The 19,303-nt window shown below is 33.0% G+C and carries 20 protein-coding genes; 15 read left to right on the forward strand and 5 right to left on the reverse strand.

Features of this window, described 5'->3' with window-relative positions; genetic code table 11:
• The first annotated feature begins 41 nt into the window (after positions 1-41).
• The 5 genes from HNQ03_RS10340 (at position 42) to HNQ03_RS10360 (ending at position 3,163) form a co-directional block, all read left to right on the forward strand.
• The gene (locus HNQ03_RS10340) at positions 42-383 is read left to right on the forward strand and encodes a hypothetical protein (protein WP_173779606.1); all 342 of its coding nucleotides are present in this window, start codon (positions 42-44) and stop codon (positions 381-383) included.
• Positions 384-488: 105 nt separating this feature from the next.
• Positions 489-755 (forward strand): hypothetical protein, encoded by a 267-nt coding sequence (locus tag HNQ03_RS10345; RefSeq protein ID WP_173779607.1) that lies wholly within the window; start codon positions 489-491, stop codon positions 753-755.
• A 100-nt stretch (positions 756-855) separates the two neighbouring features.
• Positions 856-1,659: an enoyl-ACP reductase FabI gene (locus tag HNQ03_RS10350; RefSeq protein ID WP_173779608.1), complete on the forward strand. Its 804-nt coding sequence runs from the start codon at positions 856-858 to the stop codon at positions 1,657-1,659.
• A 111-nt stretch (positions 1,660-1,770) separates the two neighbouring features.
• Positions 1,771-2,952 (forward strand): acyl-CoA dehydrogenase family protein, encoded by a 1,182-nt coding sequence (locus HNQ03_RS10355; RefSeq protein ID WP_173779609.1) that lies wholly within the window; start codon positions 1,771-1,773, stop codon positions 2,950-2,952.
• Position 2,953: 1 nt separating this feature from the next.
• Positions 2,954-3,163, forward strand: a complete 210-nt coding sequence (locus tag HNQ03_RS10360) for a hypothetical protein (protein ID WP_173779610.1) — start codon at positions 2,954-2,956, stop codon at positions 3,161-3,163.
• Positions 3,164-3,270: 107 nt separating this feature from the next.
• Here HNQ03_RS10360 and HNQ03_RS10365 read toward each other — a convergent pair whose 3' ends face one another.
• Positions 3,271-5,976 (reverse strand): PD-(D/E)XK nuclease family protein, encoded by a 2,706-nt coding sequence (locus tag HNQ03_RS10365; RefSeq protein WP_173779611.1) that lies wholly within the window; start codon positions 5,974-5,976, stop codon positions 3,271-3,273.
• Positions 5,977-6,193: 217 nt separating this feature from the next.
• Positions 6,194-6,829, reverse strand: coding sequence for a 16S rRNA (guanine(527)-N(7))-methyltransferase RsmG (gene rsmG / locus HNQ03_RS10370; RefSeq protein WP_173779612.1), 636 nt, complete (start codon positions 6,827-6,829; stop codon positions 6,194-6,196).
• Between the two features lie 267 nt (positions 6,830-7,096).
• Here rsmG and HNQ03_RS10375 point away from each other — a divergent pair, with 267 nt between their 5' ends.
• The 4 genes from HNQ03_RS10375 (at position 7,097) to HNQ03_RS10390 (ending at position 9,752) form a co-directional block, all read left to right on the forward strand.
• Positions 7,097-8,290, forward strand: a complete 1,194-nt coding sequence (locus HNQ03_RS10375; protein ID WP_173779613.1) for a pyridoxal phosphate-dependent aminotransferase — start codon at positions 7,097-7,099, stop codon at positions 8,288-8,290.
• Between the two features lie 192 nt (positions 8,291-8,482).
• A complete protein-coding gene (locus tag HNQ03_RS10380; protein ID WP_173779614.1) occupies positions 8,483-9,127 on the forward strand; it encodes a peroxiredoxin in 645 nt (214 codons plus the stop codon).
• Between the two features lie 4 nt (positions 9,128-9,131).
• Positions 9,132-9,440 (forward strand): thioredoxin family protein, encoded by a 309-nt coding sequence (locus HNQ03_RS10385; protein ID WP_173779615.1) that lies wholly within the window; start codon positions 9,132-9,134, stop codon positions 9,438-9,440.
• 63 nt (positions 9,441-9,503) lie between these two features.
• Positions 9,504-9,752: a DUF6952 family protein gene (locus HNQ03_RS10390; RefSeq protein ID WP_173779616.1), complete on the forward strand. Its 249-nt coding sequence runs from the start codon at positions 9,504-9,506 to the stop codon at positions 9,750-9,752.
• A gap of 64 nt (positions 9,753-9,816) precedes the next feature.
• On the opposite strand, the gene HNQ03_RS10395 is transcribed toward HNQ03_RS10390, so the two are convergent.
• Positions 9,817-10,851 carry an acyl-CoA reductase gene (locus HNQ03_RS10395; protein WP_173779617.1) on the reverse strand — a complete coding sequence of 345 codons (1,035 nt, stop codon included), beginning with the start codon at positions 10,849-10,851 and terminating at the stop codon, positions 9,817-9,819.
• 60 nt (positions 10,852-10,911) lie between these two features.
• Here HNQ03_RS10395 and HNQ03_RS10400 point away from each other — a divergent pair, with 60 nt between their 5' ends.
• From HNQ03_RS10400 to HNQ03_RS10425, 6 genes are all read left to right on the forward strand, one after another.
• Positions 10,912-11,262 (forward strand): 4Fe-4S binding protein, encoded by a 351-nt coding sequence (locus tag HNQ03_RS10400; protein ID WP_173779618.1) that lies wholly within the window; start codon positions 10,912-10,914, stop codon positions 11,260-11,262.
• Between the two features lie 79 nt (positions 11,263-11,341).
• Positions 11,342-12,397, forward strand: coding sequence for a 3-phosphoserine/phosphohydroxythreonine transaminase (gene serC, locus HNQ03_RS10405; protein WP_173779619.1), 1,056 nt, complete (start codon positions 11,342-11,344; stop codon positions 12,395-12,397).
• Positions 12,398-12,430: 33 nt separating this feature from the next.
• Positions 12,431-13,396: a D-2-hydroxyacid dehydrogenase gene (locus HNQ03_RS10410; protein ID WP_173779620.1), complete on the forward strand. Its 966-nt coding sequence runs from the start codon at positions 12,431-12,433 to the stop codon at positions 13,394-13,396.
• Complete coding sequence (locus tag HNQ03_RS10415; RefSeq protein ID WP_173779621.1) at positions 13,397-14,638, forward strand: DUF1015 domain-containing protein; 1,242 nt, start codon at positions 13,397-13,399, stop codon at positions 14,636-14,638. It begins immediately after the preceding gene.
• Between the two features lie 158 nt (positions 14,639-14,796).
• Entirely contained in the window at positions 14,797-16,161 is a 1,365-nt protein-coding gene (locus HNQ03_RS10420) for a M20/M25/M40 family metallo-hydrolase (RefSeq protein WP_173779622.1), read from the forward strand.
• A 394-nt stretch (positions 16,162-16,555) separates the two neighbouring features.
• On the forward strand, positions 16,556-17,122 hold the full coding sequence (locus HNQ03_RS10425; RefSeq protein WP_173779623.1) for a YdcF family protein: 567 nt from the start codon (positions 16,556-16,558) through the stop codon (positions 17,120-17,122).
• Positions 17,123-17,673: 551 nt separating this feature from the next.
• Here HNQ03_RS10425 and HNQ03_RS10430 read toward each other — a convergent pair.
• Both HNQ03_RS10430 and HNQ03_RS10435 read right to left on the reverse strand, forming a co-directional pair.
• The gene (locus HNQ03_RS10430; RefSeq protein ID WP_185156697.1) at positions 17,674-18,735 is read right to left on the reverse strand and encodes a peptidylprolyl isomerase; all 1,062 of its coding nucleotides are present in this window, start codon (positions 18,733-18,735) and stop codon (positions 17,674-17,676) included.
• A gap of 31 nt (positions 18,736-18,766) precedes the next feature.
• Positions 18,767-19,291, reverse strand: a complete 525-nt coding sequence (locus HNQ03_RS10435; RefSeq protein WP_173779625.1) for an FKBP-type peptidyl-prolyl cis-trans isomerase — start codon at positions 19,289-19,291, stop codon at positions 18,767-18,769.
• Positions 19,292-19,303: the final 12 nt, after the last annotated feature.

Below are 19,303 nucleotides of genomic sequence, written 5' to 3' on the forward strand. Positions count from 1 at the left end.
TATCGTAAATTTATTTTTTAATAATTTAAAAATACAAAATTATGAGCACAAGTGAAGAATCAAAATCATTTTTTGAGAAACTGAAAGACAAAGCGGAAGAAACCTTTGATAAAGCTAAAGTAGTTGCCGAAGAATTGAAAGACAAAGCAGAAATTTTCGCAGACGATGCCATGGAAAAATCTGGCGAAGTATGGGAAAAAACCAAAGTTGTGGCAAAAGATGCTGCACATATAGCAGAAAATCTTGCAGACGAAACTAAAGAACAATCGCAGGAAATATGGGGAAAAACCAAAGTTGCAGCAAGTGAAGTTGCAGAAAAAGCAAAAAATGCAGCGGAAGACGTGAAAAAATCTTGGGACGAGAAAAACATTACCAAAGATTAATGATTATCAGAATAAAAAAATATTAAATTTTACAAAAATGCTGTAAACTATTTTGTGTAAAGTAAAGTAATTTTACAATAGTTTAATAACATAAATATTTACAAGATGGACAATCAAGATTACAACAAAGCAGAAAACGCAGTAGACAAAGTAAAATGGAAAGCTGAAGATTTAGCAGATAGAGCAAAAGCTTACATTAACGAAAAAAGAGATAACGACGAAGAAGCAACCCACGAAGGTTGGCTAGAACGTGCAAAAGACAATGTAGCAGATGCTTGGGAAGATACGAAAGATGCAGTTTCCAACGCGTGGGAAGGAACAAAAGATGCAGCTGTAGATGCAGAAGCAGAAGTAAAAAAAGCCACAAATTAATAGTTGTACTTTTAAAATTTAGGGAATTGATAAATCAGTTCCCTTTTTTTTATGCCTAAAACAAGATTTTGCTTATATTTGTTTTTAAATAACAAATACTATGTCTTACGGTTTACTCAAAGGTAAAAAAGGAATAATTTTCGGTGCATTAAACAACCAATCCATCGCTTGGAAAGTGGCGGAAAGATGCCATGAAGAAGGTGCAGAATTTATTTTATCCAACGCTCCAATCGCGATGAGAATGGGAGAATTAGATGATTTGGCTGCACAAACAGGATCAGAAATAATTCCTGCAGATGCTTCATCTATGGAAGATTTGGAAAAACTATTTGCTCGTGCAGAAGAAAAATTTGGTAAACTAGATTTTATTCTACATTCTATTGGAATGTCTGTGAATATTAGAAAAGGAAAAGCATATACAGATCTTAATTACGATTTTCTAGAAAAAGGTTGGGATGTTTCTGCTGTTTCTTTCCATAAAGTGATGAAAACTGCTTGGGACAAAAATATTATGAATGAATGGGGTTCTATTTTAGCGCTTACCTACATTGCTGCACAAAGAACATTCCCAAATTATAGCGATATGGCAGATAATAAATCTTATCTAGAAAGTATTGCAAGAAGTTTCGGCTATTTCTGGGGTGAAAGGAAAGTTCGTGTAAATACTATTTCTCAATCTCCAGTGATGACAAAAGCTGGTGCAGGTGTGAAAGGCATCGAAGGATTTTTCAATTTTGCAGACGATATGTCTCCCTTAGGAAATGCAGATGCTGTAGATTGCGCAAACTATTGTGTAAGTATGTTTTCAGATCTTACCAGAAAGGTGACCATGCAAAATCTTTTCCACGATGGTGGATTTAGTAATACAGGTGTTTCTAATAAAATTATAGAAAAATTCGAATAAAAATCAAGCGTTCAAAGTTGGAAATCTTTAATTTAATTTTTTGAAATTTAATTTTAATATTTTTCTAGCATTCAAAATCAATTATCAATCCTTATTTATCAATAATTATATATGTCCTACTATCCACTTACCACAATACCAGATTATTACAATATGGATGCGCTTCTCTCTGAGGAGCATTTATTAATACGAGCATCTGTAAGATCTTGGGTAGAAAGTTTTGTAATGCCTGTAATTGATGAGCACGCACAAAACCATACAGATATTCCAAACTTGATGCAAGAATTGGGAAATATTGGAGCTTTAGGACCTTATATTCCAGAAGAATATGGAGGTGCAGGTTTGGATCAAATTTCCTACGGAATCATCATGCAAGAATTAGAACGTGGAGATTCCGCAGTTCGTTCTGCAGCTTCTGTACAAAGTTCTTTGGTAATGTTTCCTATTTTCGAATACGGTTCTGAAGAGCAAAAAAAGAAATTTTTACCACAATTAGCTGCTGGAACAATGATAGGTTCATTCGGATTGACGGAACCAAATCATGGATCAGACCCGAGTTCTATGGAAACTTATTTTGTAGATAAAGGCGATCATTATTTATTGAATGGAGCAAAAATGTGGATCACCAATTCCCCAGTTTGCGATATTGCCGTTATTTGGGCAAAAGATGAAGAAGGAAAAGTACGTGGATTAATTGTAGAACGTGGAATGGAAGGATTTACCACGCCAACTACCAACAACAAATGGAGTTTAAGAGCTTCCAAAACTGGAGAACTCGTTTTCTCTGATGTGAAAGTACCAAAAGAAAACCTTCTACCAAATATTTCTGGATTAAAAGGACCGCTTTCTTGCTTAAATTCTGCACGTTACGGAATTTCTTGGGGCGTAATTGGTGCAGCCATAGATTGCTATTGTACTGCTTTACAATACGGAAAAGAAAGAAAACAATTTGGAAGACCGATCGCAGGATTTCAATTGCAGCAAAAGAAATTGGCAGAATTTCTTACTGAAATCACAAAAGCACAATTGCTTTGTCTTCAATTAGGAAATTTGAAAAATGCTCACAAAGCTACGCCAGCACAAATTTCTATGGCAAAAAGAAACAACGTGAAAATGGCGATCGACATTGCCCGCGAAAGCCGACAAATACTTGGTGGAATGGGAATAATGGGCGAATTTCCAATGATGCGCCACGCTGCAAACCTAGAGTCTGTAATTACGTATGAAGGAACACATGATGTACATTTGCTGATAACCGGTATGGATATTACTGGGATTAATGCTTTTAATTAAAATGAATTTTCTATCAAAAAATAAAAATGCACTATTTATAGGTTTATTATCTGGAACATTGTTCGCTGGTCTTTCCTTATTTTACGATTTTGTTATTGATGATTCTTTGCAAAGACCTATTCTATACTATATCGTATTTTTTGTAATTTATTTTTTAATGGGTTACGGAACTGCGATTGCTACTTTTAGAAATAAGAATTTAAATAAGTAATTTTTACACATCATTTTGTCATTCCGCAGGAATCTAGCAGTGTGAGATTCCTGCGGAATGACAAAATTATGTGAAAAATTTGTGCAACAATTTAGAAATAATATTTACTACACATCCACTTTAAAAACCACTTTCTCAGAAAATTCCAACTCCGGATTCAGCATTTCCAAAATCAAATTTTTAATGGAAACCATAGCATCGTCCAAGCTTCCTGTGGTAATTTCCAAAGGCACTACTCCATTTTTTGCACCAGCGAAACTCCAAATTCCGGTTTCTATCTTTTTATTTTTATATTCCGGCGAATTTTCTAAAGCATATTGATAAATGCACAATTGCATCGGCATGATATTAGAAACATTACAAAAATAACTTTCAATGTTTTTTTCCGTAATATTTATTTTTAAATTATCAACTTTTTTGGTCTTAAAATCAATGATTCTTGTTACGCCATTCAATTCATCTACTCTATCGATGTAGCCGAAAAACTGAACTTTATTCGTCTTTTCTTCATCCAAATAGAAAGGAATTTTTTCAAAATTAGATTCTACGGAAATTAACTTTAAAGAGTTTCCATCTGCAACTAATTGCAAGTCAAAAGTCAAAATATCTTCTATCACCTTTTTTGCAATCGCTTTGTGGATGTAGTTCATGCTTTTGTCGTAATATTCAGATTGATGTTTTAATTTTTCAATAGCATGCGCAATTGCTTCGTCTACTTTTAATAAAGCTGATTTTAAATTACTTGCAGTTAAAATTTCTCCGCAAAACGGTTTATATAGAAATTCTAAAGAATAATGCACCAAATTTCCATAATTTCGGGAAGATAGTTCTTCCTCCACTTCCGCTCCTTCCCTAGTTCCCAATATTTTTTGAAGATAAAACTGAATCGGATCGTATAAATAAGACGTTAAATGTGAAGGCGAAACTCTGCCTTTCCATTCTTCCAATTTCTGCAAAACTTCTGGCGATTTTTCTATCGTAATTAAATTTTCCAATATTGGATCCGAGGTATTTTCAATAATCGTATGTTCCAAATTGTGCGGACTTTCTATTTCTAATTGTGTGATGAATCTGCTCTTTTCGCCAGTATTTGCGCCAGAGCTCAAAGCATTAAACATCATCGAAATATTTTCAGAATCTTGCAGCAATCTGTAGAAATGATAGGCATAAATACTATCATTATCTAGAAAAGTTGGGATATCATGATAATTTCTTACATCAAAAGGAAGAAAAGTGTTCTGCGAATTTCCGAGTGGCAATTTTCCTTCGTTCACAGAAAGCATGATTACATTTTTAAAATTCAATAATCTAGTTTCCAAAAGTCCCATTACTTGCAAACCTTGCAATGGTTCTCCTTGAAAATCAATTGTTTCTGAACCAATTGACTGACTCAACAATACTTCCAAAATTTCGATTGAAACATTAACCGTATAAAGTGAGATTTGGTTTTTTATGACGCGAAAAGCATTTTCAAAATGAGAGATATTTTCGTACAAAATATCATCTAACTCTCTGAATTTTAATTGGTAACAGAAATTTTGTAAATCATTTAAAAATGAAAGTACGTTTTCTGGTTTTAGTAATAAATAATAATAAGAAAGCGATGAAAGTTGCTCCTTCAAATATTTATTGCTGATGTAAACAATGTTGTACTCTTCCAAATAGGCCTTGAAATTGGAAACTATTTCTGCATCGGCTTCATCATTTGGCAATTCTTCCAAAACTGCAAGCACATCTTTGTAATAATAAGAAGACGAACTTTTTTCCAACTGTTTTTGAAGTCTAAATAAATGCTTTATCGCATTGCTAAAACCTAAATTTCCCAAAGGAAATCCCATCGTAATGTTGATATTTTCTACTAAATTCAAAGCATCCAAACTTGCTGGCAAAAGATTTTCATCTAGCAAAACAACTACCGTATCAGATAAATCTTGCTCAGAATCGTTGGTTTTAAGAATTTCTGGTAAAATTTTTGTCTGCGAAATATTGCCCGCCACTTCATACAATTGAATATTTTTCGGCTTCACAAAATCATTTTCTATCCAGTGGAAATTTCTATATTCGTTGAATTCTTTCCATAAAATGGTTTCTCTTAAAAACTCTCCCGCTTTCTGCCTTTTATCATTGATGTAGTACTCATCTGCTTGAAAAAAACATTGCGCTTTATCAACTTGCAACAAGCTTCTCATCAATTTTTTTTCAACTAAAGTTAGCGCGTTGAAGCCGCAAAAAACATAATTTCCGTAAGTATTTTCTACAAATTTTTCTAAATTTTTTCGCGCAGTTTGGTGAATCATTCCTGCAGTTGCCCAATTTTTTTCTTGCAATTTTTGTTTCAAAATGGGCAAAAATTCGCTCATATTTCTCCAAAAATTGAGGTATTTTTTCCGAGGTGTATCTTCTTCATCTCCCAAATCTTGCGCCCAATCTTTGATGCGCTCCTCTTTGAACATGTACTCCAAAACTTCCTGATCATCATTGGCAAACTTCATCATATCGTCCCAATCTTTCAATAATGTGGGAAACCATTTTAAAAAACTAGCAAAATCGTCTTTTGGTATTAAAGGAAGCGGTTCGTAGATAGAATAGGCAAATAACCACAATGAAATTCCCTGCAGTTGTTGCTTTTCCGCAATTTGCTGTATCAATTCTTCAATGGTGAAAAAATTTGGCAAAAAACCAGAATAATTTTCTTGTTCCAAAATTCTTTTAATAAAAACAACTGGTCTTTTTCCGGGCAGAATAATGTTGAACGCAGAAAGATCTTCGTTTTGAGAAAGTAATTCGGTGATTATTTTATTGAGGAATTTCATCTTATTGTGTTTTTAAATCTCGTCTTTTGGACGAGAGAAATTTTTGATTTCGTCGAATCTTCGATTTGATTTATTGAAGAATAATGTTTAAGTTTATTTAAAAATTTTTTATATTCGAAGTAAAAAAAACACCCACTTTGTCATTCCGTAGGAATCTCAACATAAGGAAATTCTGGCGTGAGATTCCTACGGAATGACAAAACTATGTTACATAAAATTAAGAATTAAAATTCCCTTTGGATAAATATACCACCTTTTTGGTTTCAAAAAATTCTTCTTCAAAATTATCTTTTAAATTAAAAATTTCGCATTTCAATCCTGCTAATTCATCTCCTAAATCTCCGCCTTTTAAGTATAGAACTCCGTTATGTTTTGTATTAATTTGTTGCTTTTCAAACTTTCCTCGCAACCAAAATAGAAATTCTGGCATTCTGGTTACAGCTCTACTTACCACAAAATGAAATTTGTCTTTCACTTTTTCTGCTCTTCCGTGAATTGCTTTGACGTTTTTTAAACCTATTTCTTCTGCAACTGCTTCTACAACAGTTATTTTTTTTCCGATAGAATCTATCAAGGTAAAATGTGCCTCTGGAAATATTATTGCCAAAGGAATTCCCGGAAAACCACCACCTGTTCCTACATCCAAAATTTTTGTACCTGGAGCAAATTCCATAATTTTTGCAATTCCTAGCGAATGCAGAATGTGCTTTTCGTATAAAAAATCCATGTCTTTTCTAGAAATTACGTTTATTTTTTCGTTCCATTCTGTATAAACGGCTTCTAATTTTTCGAATTGAGATTTTTGAAATTCAGTTATTTCTGGGAAATATTTTAAAATGAGTTCGGTTTTCATAGATGGATTGTATTTTACAAAAATACTTTTCTTTAGAGTGATTTCAAAATTGAATTACTAAAATTCAAATTGACAATGAAGATTTGAAAGATGATAAAAAAAAATACAGTAAAATATGCAATTGCAGTAAAATTTAAAATTTAGTCACCAAACATTAATAGATTTTATTTCCTAAAAGTAAACGAAATGGAAAAAAAATTTTATTATTTACTTATAATATGAACAGAATGTTAATAAAATTTTATCTTTGTTTTTAAACATATTTTCATGGAAAGATTATCAAACACAGTTAAAAATTTAGGATTTTCACAAACTTTTGTAATGTCAAACAAAGTTAGAGAAATGAAAGCCAACGGAATAGACGTTATAAGTCTCACTTTGGGCGAACCAGATTTTGATGTACCAGATAATATAAAAGCAGCTGCTAAAACTGCTATCGACCAAAACTTTAGCCATTACTCGCCAGTTCCGGGATTTTTGGAGTTGAGAAAAGCAATTGCTAGTAAATTAAAACGCGATAACGATTTAGATTTCGCACCTACCCAAATTTGCGTTTCTAATGGTGCAAAACAAGCGATCAGCAATATTTTGTATTCAATTTTGAATGCCGGCGATCAAGTAATTTTGCCCGTTCCATTTTGGGTAAGCTACGAAGAAATGGTGAAAATGGCAGGCGGAAAATCTGTTTTAATACCGACTACTATAGAAAGCGAGTTCAAAATGACGGCTGCACAATTAGAAGCTGCAATTACTCCTAATACAAAAGCATTGCTTTTTAGTTCGCCTTGCAATCCATCCGGAAGTTATTATACTCTAGAAGAATTGCGAGAAATTGCAAATATTATTGTTAAATATCCTAAAATCACGGTGATTTCAGATGAGATTTATGAATATATCAATTACGAATCAAAACATGCTTCGATAGCAATATTTCCAGAAATTAAAGATCAGGTAGCGGTTATAAATGGAATGAGCAAAGGATTTGCAATGACTGGTTGGAGAATTGGATATTCTGCTTGTCCAGAATGGTTGGCAAAAGCCTGCGAAAAGATACAAGGACAAACTACAAGCGGTGCCAATACCATTGCTCAACAAGCATCAATAACTGCATTGCAGGAAGATCAATCTCATTACGAATACATGACTAATGAATTTAAAAAAAGAAGAGATCTTACTTTTAAATTAATGCAAGAAATCTCTGGATTTAAAATCACTTTACCAAAATCTGCGTTCTACCTATTTCCAGATATTTCTCATTACATTGGCAAAACATTAGATGGCACCTTTATAAAAGATGGAGACGATTTTTCTATGTTTATTCTAGAGAAAGCACACGTTGGTAGTGTTGGTGGAACCTCTTTTGGCAGTCCAGAATGCATTCGGTTTTCTTACGCAGCTTCTCAAAAAGATTTAGTAGAAGCAATGCGCAGAATTAAAGAATTAATGGATAAGTTTGTATAAAATTAAATTTTTCTAAGGTATTATTTCTAAGATAATAACGAAAAACAATTTTTAGTAGTTATTTAATGATTGAACAATTGATCAATAGAAACTAAGTAGAAGTTTAATAGATTTTATAAATCATGAATTTTTTTTTGATAGATGAAATATTGTATCTTTGCACTATAAATATTCAAAAAAAAATAAAACATTATGTCATTAGTAGGAAAAAAATTCCCAAGCATCGCAGTAGATGCAATCTCTGAAATGGGAGACAATTTAAAAATTAACATTTTCGAAGAAGCGAAAAACAATCAACAAAAAGTATTATTATTCTGGTATCCAAAGGATTTCACTTTTGTTTGTCCAACAGAATTACACGCTTTTCAAGAAGCTCAAGCAGAATTTAAAAAGAGAAACACCATCGTAATCGGAGCTTCTTGTGATACCAATGAAGTACACTTTGCATGGTTGAACACGCCGAAAGACAATGGTGGAATTGAAGGTGTTACCTATCCAATTTTAGCAGACACGCATAGACAATTATCCAACATATTAGGAATTTTAGATCAAGATTTCGATTACGATGATGAAGGCAACGAAATTTATACTGGATCTAACGTATCTTACAGAGCAACATATTTAATAGATGAAGATGGAAAAATATTCCACGAATCTGTGAATGACATGCCTCTTGGTAGAAATGTACAAGAATTCATGAGACTGATCGATGCTTACACCCACGTTCAAAAAAATGGAGAAGTTTGTCCAGCTAACTGGGAAGAAGGAAAAACTGCCATGAATGCAGATAGAAAAGGTGTTGCAGAATATTTACAATCCACCGCAGCAAAAAATTAATAGTATGTACCAAGAATTAGCAGAAGATACTTTGCAAAATATTGTGGCAGAAAATAATCAGGTCATTGTTCAATACGGGGCAACTTGGTGTGGAAACTGCAGAATAATGAAGCCAAAATTTAAAAAATTGGCTGCAGAACACGAAAGCATTCCTTTCTATTATGTAGATGCCGAAAAATTACCAGAAAGTAGAAAATTAGCAAAAGTGGATAATTTACCAACCTTTGCAGTATTCAAAAATGGAGTTTTGGTAGAGCAAGCACAAACCAATCAGGCGGAAGTTTTGAACAACTTGTTCAATAATGCACAATAAATAAATTAAATTATTGAAAACCTTCCAGAAAAAACTGGAAGGTTTTTTTTTAAAATAAATATAATGAAAATACCTATTATTAGACAGTTTGTGAGAGAACAATCTGTAGAAAATTTAGAAAAAGCAGTAGAAGTTTTGGAGAGCTTTTCAGAGTTTAGAGGAACGTCGGAAGAAGATTTAAATGTAGCTGGAGAATTGATTACAAATATGCTGGGAGCAATGGAAGTTCATGCAAGTATTGCCAATGGAATGGCAGAGAAAGATGCTTTGAATGGTTTTGCACAGAAAGTTTTGGGATCTATAGATAAATAATTATCACTCAGAAATACAAAAGAAAAAGCAGAATCGTGAGGTACTGCTTTTCTATTATATTATTTTAAATAACTTCCAGAAACTTCATCGTATCTACATTATCTGCATAATCGTCTAATTTTGGATATTGTGCTTCACCGAAATTAATAGAATCTAAGTTTAATTCTGGTTGCGCGACAATGCATTGAATTTGATCCTTATTCTCAGCAATAAATTTTTCAACTTCTGAAATATTTTTATATCTGGTAAAATGAATTATGGAAAGCGCACTAAAAAGCGAAGTTTCCTCTTTCAGCATTACAAAATTATTATCCCAAAAAACATCTTGATTCAATAATAAAATTGCTTTGTGATAATCGTAATTATTGGCATAACTATTATGATTAATAATTTCGCTGTACTCGAAAAAATTTTCAAACAACCTATCGAGTTTAAAATCTTCTGGAATAAATAATTTAGTTACATTTCTGCATCCCAAACCAAAATACTTAAATATATCTTTTGCTAAAAGCTGCAAATCTTCATTGGTTTCATCGCCTTTCAAGACAGAGATCGAAGTTCTGTTTTTACGGATAATGCTCAATTTATCTTTAAAATAGTATTCTAAATACCTCGCTGTATTATTACTGCCGGTTGCAATTACAGCGTCATTCTCTATCAATCTTTCAACATATTCTATTTGCAATTTTTCTGCAGAGAAAGCCTCCCATTTTTCTAATAAAAAAGGCAGAAGCACTTTATCTTTTGAAGATAATTTGATGAGCGCTATATGGTTACTAAATACAACAGAAAGCACATCATGCAAACCCACTAAAGGAATATTCCCAGCCAAAATCAACCCAACTTTTTTAGGATTTTTAGATATTTCATAGGTAGAAATCCAATTTTCTAAATTTTCTTGGGTGAAAAGATCTGCCCAATTTTTCAAACAAAATCTTAAATTCTCTTGAGAAAACCATCTATTTTCTACTTCAGCACGGTTTAATTTTGATTGAAATTCTTCTTCATCTTTTGTGAAATTTTCATTTTTTCCATTTAAAAATAAATTGATGTAGTTTCCTAGTTTTACCAAGCCAGAAATTTGATTTTTAGTGCTCATTATGGTCAGAATTTGCTTTAATTTTTGTAATTTTGTGTAAATTTAAAACAATAATTAGCAATGGCTATTATAATAACAGACGAATGTATTAATTGTGGTGCATGTGAACCAGAATGTCCGAACAACGCCATCTATGAAGGTGCAGTAGATTGGAAGGCTTCCGAAGGTACCGCATTGAAGGGAATGGTAACTTTGAAATCTGGCTTAACAACCGATGCAGATACTCCACAAGAACCCGTGAGTGACGATGTTTACTTCATTGTTGCAGATAAATGTACCGAATGCATGGGCTTTCATGAAGAACCACAATGTGCGGCAGTTTGCCCAGTAGATTGCTGTATTCCTGATGAAGATCATGTAGAAACCGAAGAAAGCTTGCTAGCAAAAAAACAATTTTTGCATCAAGAATAAATTTTTTTACAAATTTGACTATTCTTTTAAAAATCAATCAAAAATTTTTCAATTTTAATTCATATAATAAAAACTAAACATGAAAAAGCATAATTTTAGTGCAGGTCCGTGTATTTTGCCACAAGAAGTTTTCCAAAAATCTGCAGATGCAATTTTAGAATTCAACGGAAGTGGGCTATCTCTTTTGGAAATGTCTCACAGAAGCAAAGATTTTGTAGCCGTTATGGATGAAGCCAGAGCAATCGTAAAAAGATTGATGAACCTAAATGACGATTATGAAGTACTATATTTAGGTGGTGGTGCAAGCATGCAATTTTTGATGGTTGCCTACAATTTGCTTTCTACAAACGGAAAAGCAGCTTATACAAATACAGGAACTTGGGCAGCAAATGCTATAAAAGAAGCCAAAAGATTTGGAAATGTAGATGTAGTAGGTAGTTCTAAAGAAGAAAATTACTCTTTCATCCCGAAAGATTATTCTGTAGGTTCGGAATATGATTATTTCCATTGTACATCCAACAATACAATATATGGAACGCAAATGAAAGATTTTCCAGAAGTGGATACTTTGATGGTTTGCGATATGAGCTCAGATATTTTTTCTCGCCAGTTAGATTTCTCAAAATTTGATCTTATTTATGCTGGTGCACAAAAAAATATGGGACCTGCAGGTGTAACTGTAGTCGTTGTGAAGAAAGAAATTCTAGGTAAGTCTGGTAGAGATATACCATCCATATTGGATTATGAGGTTCACATCAAAAAAGAATCAATGTTCAATACGCCACCAGTTTTTCCAGTATATGCTACGCTACTAACGTTGCAGCATCTAGAAAATAATGGTGGGATTGCAGCAGCAGAAATTAAAAATAATGCAAAAGCTAAATTAATCTATGATGAAATAGATAGAAACCCGTTGTTTGAAGGTTTCTGCGCAAAAGAAGATCGATCTACAATGAATGCTGGTTTCAAATTAATAGATGAATCTAAAAAAGAAACTTTTGATGCAGCTTGGAAAGAAGCAGGCATCAATGGATTAAACGGACATAGAAGTTTGGGCGGTTACAGAGCAAGTATGTATAATGCATTGCCAATTGAAAGTGTAGAAGTTTTGGTAAATGTGATGAAATCTCTTTAATAAAAATTGAAGATTAATTCTTAAAATAATTAAATGAAAATTTTAGCAAACGATGGAATCTCTAAAGCTGGTGAAAATGCATTGAAAGATGCAGGTTTTGAATTTCTAGATAATACAGTAGCTCAAGAGCAATTAGCAAATTTTATCAACGAAAATCAGGTAGATGTTCTTCTAGTAAGAAGCGCAACTACTGTAAGAGAAGATTTGATCAACGCTTGCCCTACTTTGAAGGTTGTTGGACGTGGTGGTGTTGGTATGGATAATATAGATGTAGAATATGCCAGAAACAAAGGTCTTCATGTAATAAATACACCTTTAGCTTCTAGCAGATCTGTAGCAGAAATGGTATTTGCGCACTTCTTTACACTTGCAAGAAATTTGCACGAGTGCAACAGATTGATGCCATTAGAAGGAGATACAGACTTTAAAAAGTTAAAAAAAGCATTCAGCAATGCTGTAGAATTAGAAGGTAAAACTTTAGGAGTTATTGGTTTTGGCCCAATTGGTCAAGAAGTGATGAAAATCGGTATATCATTAGGAATGAAGGTTAAAGTATTAACAAGAAACCCTAAAACTGAAACTTTAACGTTGAACTTTTTTGACGGACAAAAGGTAAATTTCGAGATAACTTCTACCAATAATTGGGATGAATTTTTGAAAGATACCCAATTCATTACCTTAAACACACCAAAAACGAACGAGTATATTCTGGATACACCACAATTTGAAAAAATGATGGATGGTGTTTTCATCGTTAATACCGCAAGAGGTGGCGTTATCAATGAAGTTTCTATGGTAGATTTTATATCTAATGGGAAAATTGCAGGTGCTGCTCTAGATGTTTTTGAAAGCGAACCGAAACCAGAATTAGCATTATTAATGAATCCTTCCCTTTCGCTTTCCCCACATTTGGGCGGTAATACATTGGATGCTCAAGAAAAAATTGGACTAGAACTCGCTGAACAAATCATTGCAATAAATAAGAAATTACAGAATTAAATGCCTATTTTCAAGCCATTTCGTGGAGTTAGACCGCAGGAAAATTATATAGATATTTTTCCTACACATCCGCTGGATAATTATTCCCAATTAGAAATCAACAAAAAAGCACAACAAGATTCTTCTTATGTGCAGATGATAAAACCTTATGTGGTAAGTAAATCTAAAGATGTAGATAGAAATTTGCGCAAAATCAGAACTAATTATGAAGAATTGGTAGCTGATAAAAAATTGATGCAAGACAATTCTTCCTATTATCTCTATGAACAAATTTATCCCAACAAAACGGTTTTTCGCGGTTTACTTGGATTGACGAGTGTTGAAGAATTTATCGACGGAAAAATAAAAAAACACGAAAGCACTATTAAGAAAAAGAAAGCGAAACTAGCGCACTATTTAGAGAAGGTCAACCTTCAAGCGGAGCCAGTTTTACTCACTTATCAATCTAATTCTCGGGTAGAATTATTGATGAATCATGAAGAAAAAAATCTTCCATTATTTAGTTATGAAGATAGTAAAAACATTAAGCACAAACTTTGGAAAATAGATAATCGACTGAAAATGCAACAGTTGAAAGAAGCAATAGCAGATATTGATGCTTTTTATATTGCAGACGGACACCACAGAATTGGCTCTACTGCACTCAACGCAAAATTTCAAAAAGAGAAAAATAAAAAACATACAGGGCAAGAACATTACAATTTTGTCTATAGTTTTATCGTTTCCAATCAATCTATTAAAATAAACGATTTCAATAGAATTGCAAAAAATTTACACGGTCTCACTGCCGCAGAATTTTTGAAAAAGCTTGAAACATCATTCAATATTTACGACAAAGGCGAAACTCCTTATTTCCCGTCTAAAAAGTTTCACATTTCTATGTACTTAGAAGGCAAATTCTACTCTTTGCACGTAAAACACGAGTTGAGATCAGAAGAAATAGACATCAATCATTTAGATCATCATTTATTAGATACGCTAATTTTTAAAAATATCTACGGTATAGAAAACACAGATGCAAGCGAAGATATTACCTATCTAAAAGGAAATTCTACCGTAGATGGGATCGTAAAATTAAAAGAATTTGTAGACGAAAACGATTTTGCAGCAGGTTTTGGAGTATATCCCGTGAGTTTTAAGGAAATTCTACAAATATCTGATAATAAAATTACGATGCCACCAAAGTGCACCTATATAGAACCAAAACTGATTACGGCATTGCTAATGTATGATATGAAATAGATTTATTTGGGCAGCAAAATCCGCCTTCCGTTCCCATTCTTTTTTTGCAAAAAAAGGAATTCCACTCAAGTCGGGCTGCAAATTATCGCATTTTCAAAAGATATATTCAATATTAAAATTAACTTTTATTGATGATCATTTTATCAAAATTTAAATAAATGACAAAACTCTTTACCATCATTCCGCTCTTTTTGGGTGGAATTTTATTTTCACAAAAGACCATCAGCGATGCAGATATGTTCAAAACTATTTCCACAGAAATACTACTGAATAGCAAAGTGTACGAAGATTTGCGAGAATTGACCAAAGATGTTGGCCCACGTTTTAGCGCAACACCAGGTTATGCAAAAGCAACGGATTGGGCAGAAAAAAAAATGAAACAATACGGAGCTCAAAATATCTACAAACAAGAAGTTGTAGTTCCCGTTTGGAAAAGAGGAAGAGAATCTCTGCAAATAAAAACCGAAAAAGGAAATTATAAAAACATAAGAATGCTTGCTTTAGGTGGTTCCGAAGGTACAAATGGCAAAGATTTAACGGGAGAAATCCTCTTTGTGAAAGACCTAACGGAGTTCAACAAACTATTTTCCAATGATGTAAAAGATAAAATCGTTTTTTTCAATTTCGCGTTTGATCAATCTATCGTAAATCCAGCAGATGCTTATAATATCGCAGGAAAATACCGATGGACTACACCATCTTTGGTAAGCAGAAAAGGCGCAAAAGCAGTAATCACAAGATCAGCAACTTCCGCTTTTGACGATGTACCGCACACGGGAAGTATGTATTATGATAAAGATGAACTAAACAAGGTTCCTGCAATTACCATCGGAGCAAAAAGTGCAGACGAACTAGAACAACTCTTAAAAACACAGAAGGTTTTTGCGAAAATAAACACAACTTCTGGCACAAAAGGAACAGCCATCAACCATAATGTAATTGGAGAAATCCCTGGAACTTTAGATAAAAGCGTTATTTTAATAGGTGCACATTTAGATTCTTGGGATATTTCTGAAGGAGCGCATGACAATGGAGCTGGCGTTGTGCATTGTCTAGAAGTTTTGCGCGCCTTCAAAGCGATGGGCTATAAAAATAAACATACCATAAGAGTTGTACTTTTTGCCAATGAAGAAAATGGAGTTCATGGTGGCGAAAAATATGCCGAAGAAGTAAAAAAGAAAGGCGAAAAACATTTATTCGCGATAGAAAGTGATGCAGGAGGATTTGCACCTCGTGGTATTTCTTTGGATATGGTAGCACAAAGGCGAAGATTGATTTTTGCTTTCAAAGATTTATTTTTACCGTATGGCGTGTATAATTTTGATGAAGAATATGCCGGACAAGACATTGTTCCTCTCAAAAAGCTTGGCGTTCCGCTAGCAGAGTTGGTACCGGATATGCAAAGATATTTTGACATTCACCATACTTCAGAAGATACTTTTGATAAAGTAAACCGACGAGAATTAATGTTGGGTGCAGTTTCTATTGCGCAGATTGTTTACATGATTGATCAAAGGTGGTAGATTTTTAAATTAGGATCGCCTACCAAATGTTTAGGCGAGCCTACCAAAAGTTAAGGTGAGCCTACCAAATAGTAAGGTCGACCTACCAAATGTTAAGGTGAGCCTACCAAATATTAAGGCGTACCTACCAAATGATTAGGTGAGCCTATGAAATGTTTAGGCGCACCTATCAAATATTTAGGTGAGCTTATGAAATATTAAGGTTAGCCTTTAAAATTTTCATGTATGCCCGTTTTTAGCAATAACATTACTAAATCAACACAATTTTGTCATTCCGTAGGAATCTCAACGCATTGTCAAACAGAACGCTAGATTCCTATGGAATGACAAAAAACTGTATAAATAGCTTCAGATGATAAATTACGGATAGACATAAAATTTTAAAAAATATCAATTGAAAGCCTTTATAAAAATACTAAAAACATTATTATTATTTCTGCTCCTCTGGTTCAGTCTGCACTCTATCTACATAATCTGCGACGGTTTGCACGATAAAAATACAAAAGCGGATGTTGCGATTGTTTTAGGAAATAAAGTAAACGAAGACGGAACGCTCTCTAAAAGATTAGAAGAAAGATTAAACCAAAGCATTAAATTATTTGAAACTAAACGCGTTCAAAAAATAATTGTAAGTGGTGGTTTGGGGAAAGAAGGCTTTTGGGAAGGTACCGAAATGCAGAAATATTTAATAGAAAATAATATTCCCACAGACAGAATAATCGTGGATAATAAAGGAATTGATACAGAGGCAACAGTCCGCAATTCTATCGAAATAATGGATAGTTTACAATACAAATCCGCAATTTCTGTATCGCAATATTTTCATCAAACCAGAACGAAAGGTTTATTCGTGAAAAATGGTTTCCAAAATATAGAAAGTTCCAGCCCAAATTATTTTGAATGGCGAGATTTTTACGCAATTTTTCGGGAGTTTTTTGCTTTTTATAGTCAGGTTTTCTAAATTACTATTTAAATTTATTATCTTAATATGTGCGATTTTACACAAGGTTTTATTTTATCTAAATCTACTCAACAACTGAAAATAATTCATAATAAGAAGTCAAGGAAAATTAAGAAGGAAAATAAAAAAAATGATTTCATTGTATTTCAATGTTATTTATATGAATATTTAGGCTTAAAAATTAAACATGAAACTGGTAGATTTGGGCGTCCTTCTTAGGATCTTGGTTTTGGATTAAATTCACAATCTGTTCTTAAACAATTAAATAGTAAACAATGTTTTGATTTTGATTATCAACCTAAAGAAGGAGATAATTTAATAATCATGATTAATACGGGACTTAACAAAATAGAATTTATTTTTAAAAATAGTATTTGGATTGAGGATTATTACGATCCTTTCTTGCATGTATATTTACAAACTGAAGAAGGTATAGTTTTAGAAAATTAGAATAAAAAAGGCTTCCAATATATTGAAAGCCTTTTGTAAATTTTAAAGAAAAACAGATTTAAAATCTATCTTCTTACGTCTATTTTCTATTATCTTAAAGATTAGCTTTTCACCAATTCTACATCAAATACCAACCAAGCGTTTCCTGGGATTACTCCTCCTGCTCCATTTGCACCATATCCTAATGCTGGTGGAATCAATAATGTTGCAGTTTCACCTTCTTTCAAAAGCATGATACCTTCGTCCCAACCTTTTATTACTCTTCCCATTCCTACAGGAAATTCAATAGGCTCTCCTCTTTTGAAGGAATTATCGAATTCAGTTCCGTCTATCAATTTTCCAGCGTAGTGTACAGCAACATTATTTCCTGCAACTGGTGCTTTTCCGTCTGTGGTTTTTGTTATTTTATAATATAATCCAGATTCTGTTGCTGTCATTCCAGCTTTCATTTCGTCTACCATCTTAATTTGATTATTTTTAAAATCTTCTTCTTTTTTCTTTTTTGCAGCTTCTAATTCGGCAGCAATTTTTTTGTTATTTTCTTCTATTTTGCCTTTACCATCATTAAAAATTTTAGCAGCATCATATTTTTTGTATTCATCTCCTTTAGAGAAAATACTTACTTTTTCTAAAACAATGTCCGTTTTTGGCTTATCCTGAGCACCTCTTGGTTCTGCAACAATGGCATCTATTACGTTCAAACCTTCTACTACTTTCCCGAAAATAGTATGTCTACCATTTAAATGCGGAGTTGGAACTTGCGTGATGAAAAACTGAGAACCATTGGTATTTGGTCCAGAATTCGCCATAGAAAGAACCCCTTTTTCTGAATGAGTAAGGTCGTTTTTCTCGTCAGCAAATTTGTATCCAGGATCTCCCATTCCTGTTCCTTTTGGATCTCCACCTTGGATCATAAAGTTTTCTATCACACGGTGAAAAATAGTGCCATCATAAAAAGGAACTCCTTTCGCTTTTGCTTTGTTTTCTATTTTTCCCTCAGCCAAACCTGCAAAATTTGCCACGGTAACTGGAGCTTTTTTGTCTTCCAGCTTTACGATCATGTTTCCTTTTGTAGTTTGCAGATTGGCATACAATCCGTCTTGTAATCCTTCGTAAGTTTGTTTTTCTACGTTCATTTTTTTGTAAATTGGTGTGCAACTCATCAAAGATAGAGCTGCGAATATTAATATAATTTTATTTTTCATTTTTTTCCAAAATTTTTAAATTGATGATTAAAGGAATATCTGCTTCTATTTGTTGCCCGTCTCCAGAGGTTCCAAATGCTAATGCAGATGGCACCAAAAGTTTTATTTCTTCACCAATTTTCATTTTCATCAAAGCGTTTTCTACAGCTTTTATATCATTTAATTTTCCTAATGGAATATCTCGGAAACCTCTTGGTTGCTTATAGACTTTTGTTCCTTCAAAATCCTCTATCAAATAACTGTAAGAGATTATTTGATCTTCTGGATTATCTACTCTTTTATCAAAACCTTCCACATTTACCCAATAATTAAGAGGCATGGTGTAGAATTTTTCTTTTTGATTTTTCATCCATTCTTCCATCAAACGTCTTTCTACTTCATTGATGTTTTTTGCGCGATCTCTAGATTCTTGCATTTCACTTTTTTCTTTCGAACTCCCAACTGGAGCATAGATTTCTTGCTCTTTTGTACAGCTTAAAATTAAAAATAAAAAAAGTAAATATTTTGCGTGCATAATCTTCTGCGA

The sequence above is a fragment of the Frigoriflavimonas asaccharolytica genome, from assembly GCF_013294015.1.
Classification (GTDB): Bacteria; Bacteroidota; Bacteroidia; order Flavobacteriales; family Weeksellaceae; genus Frigoriflavimonas; species Frigoriflavimonas asaccharolytica.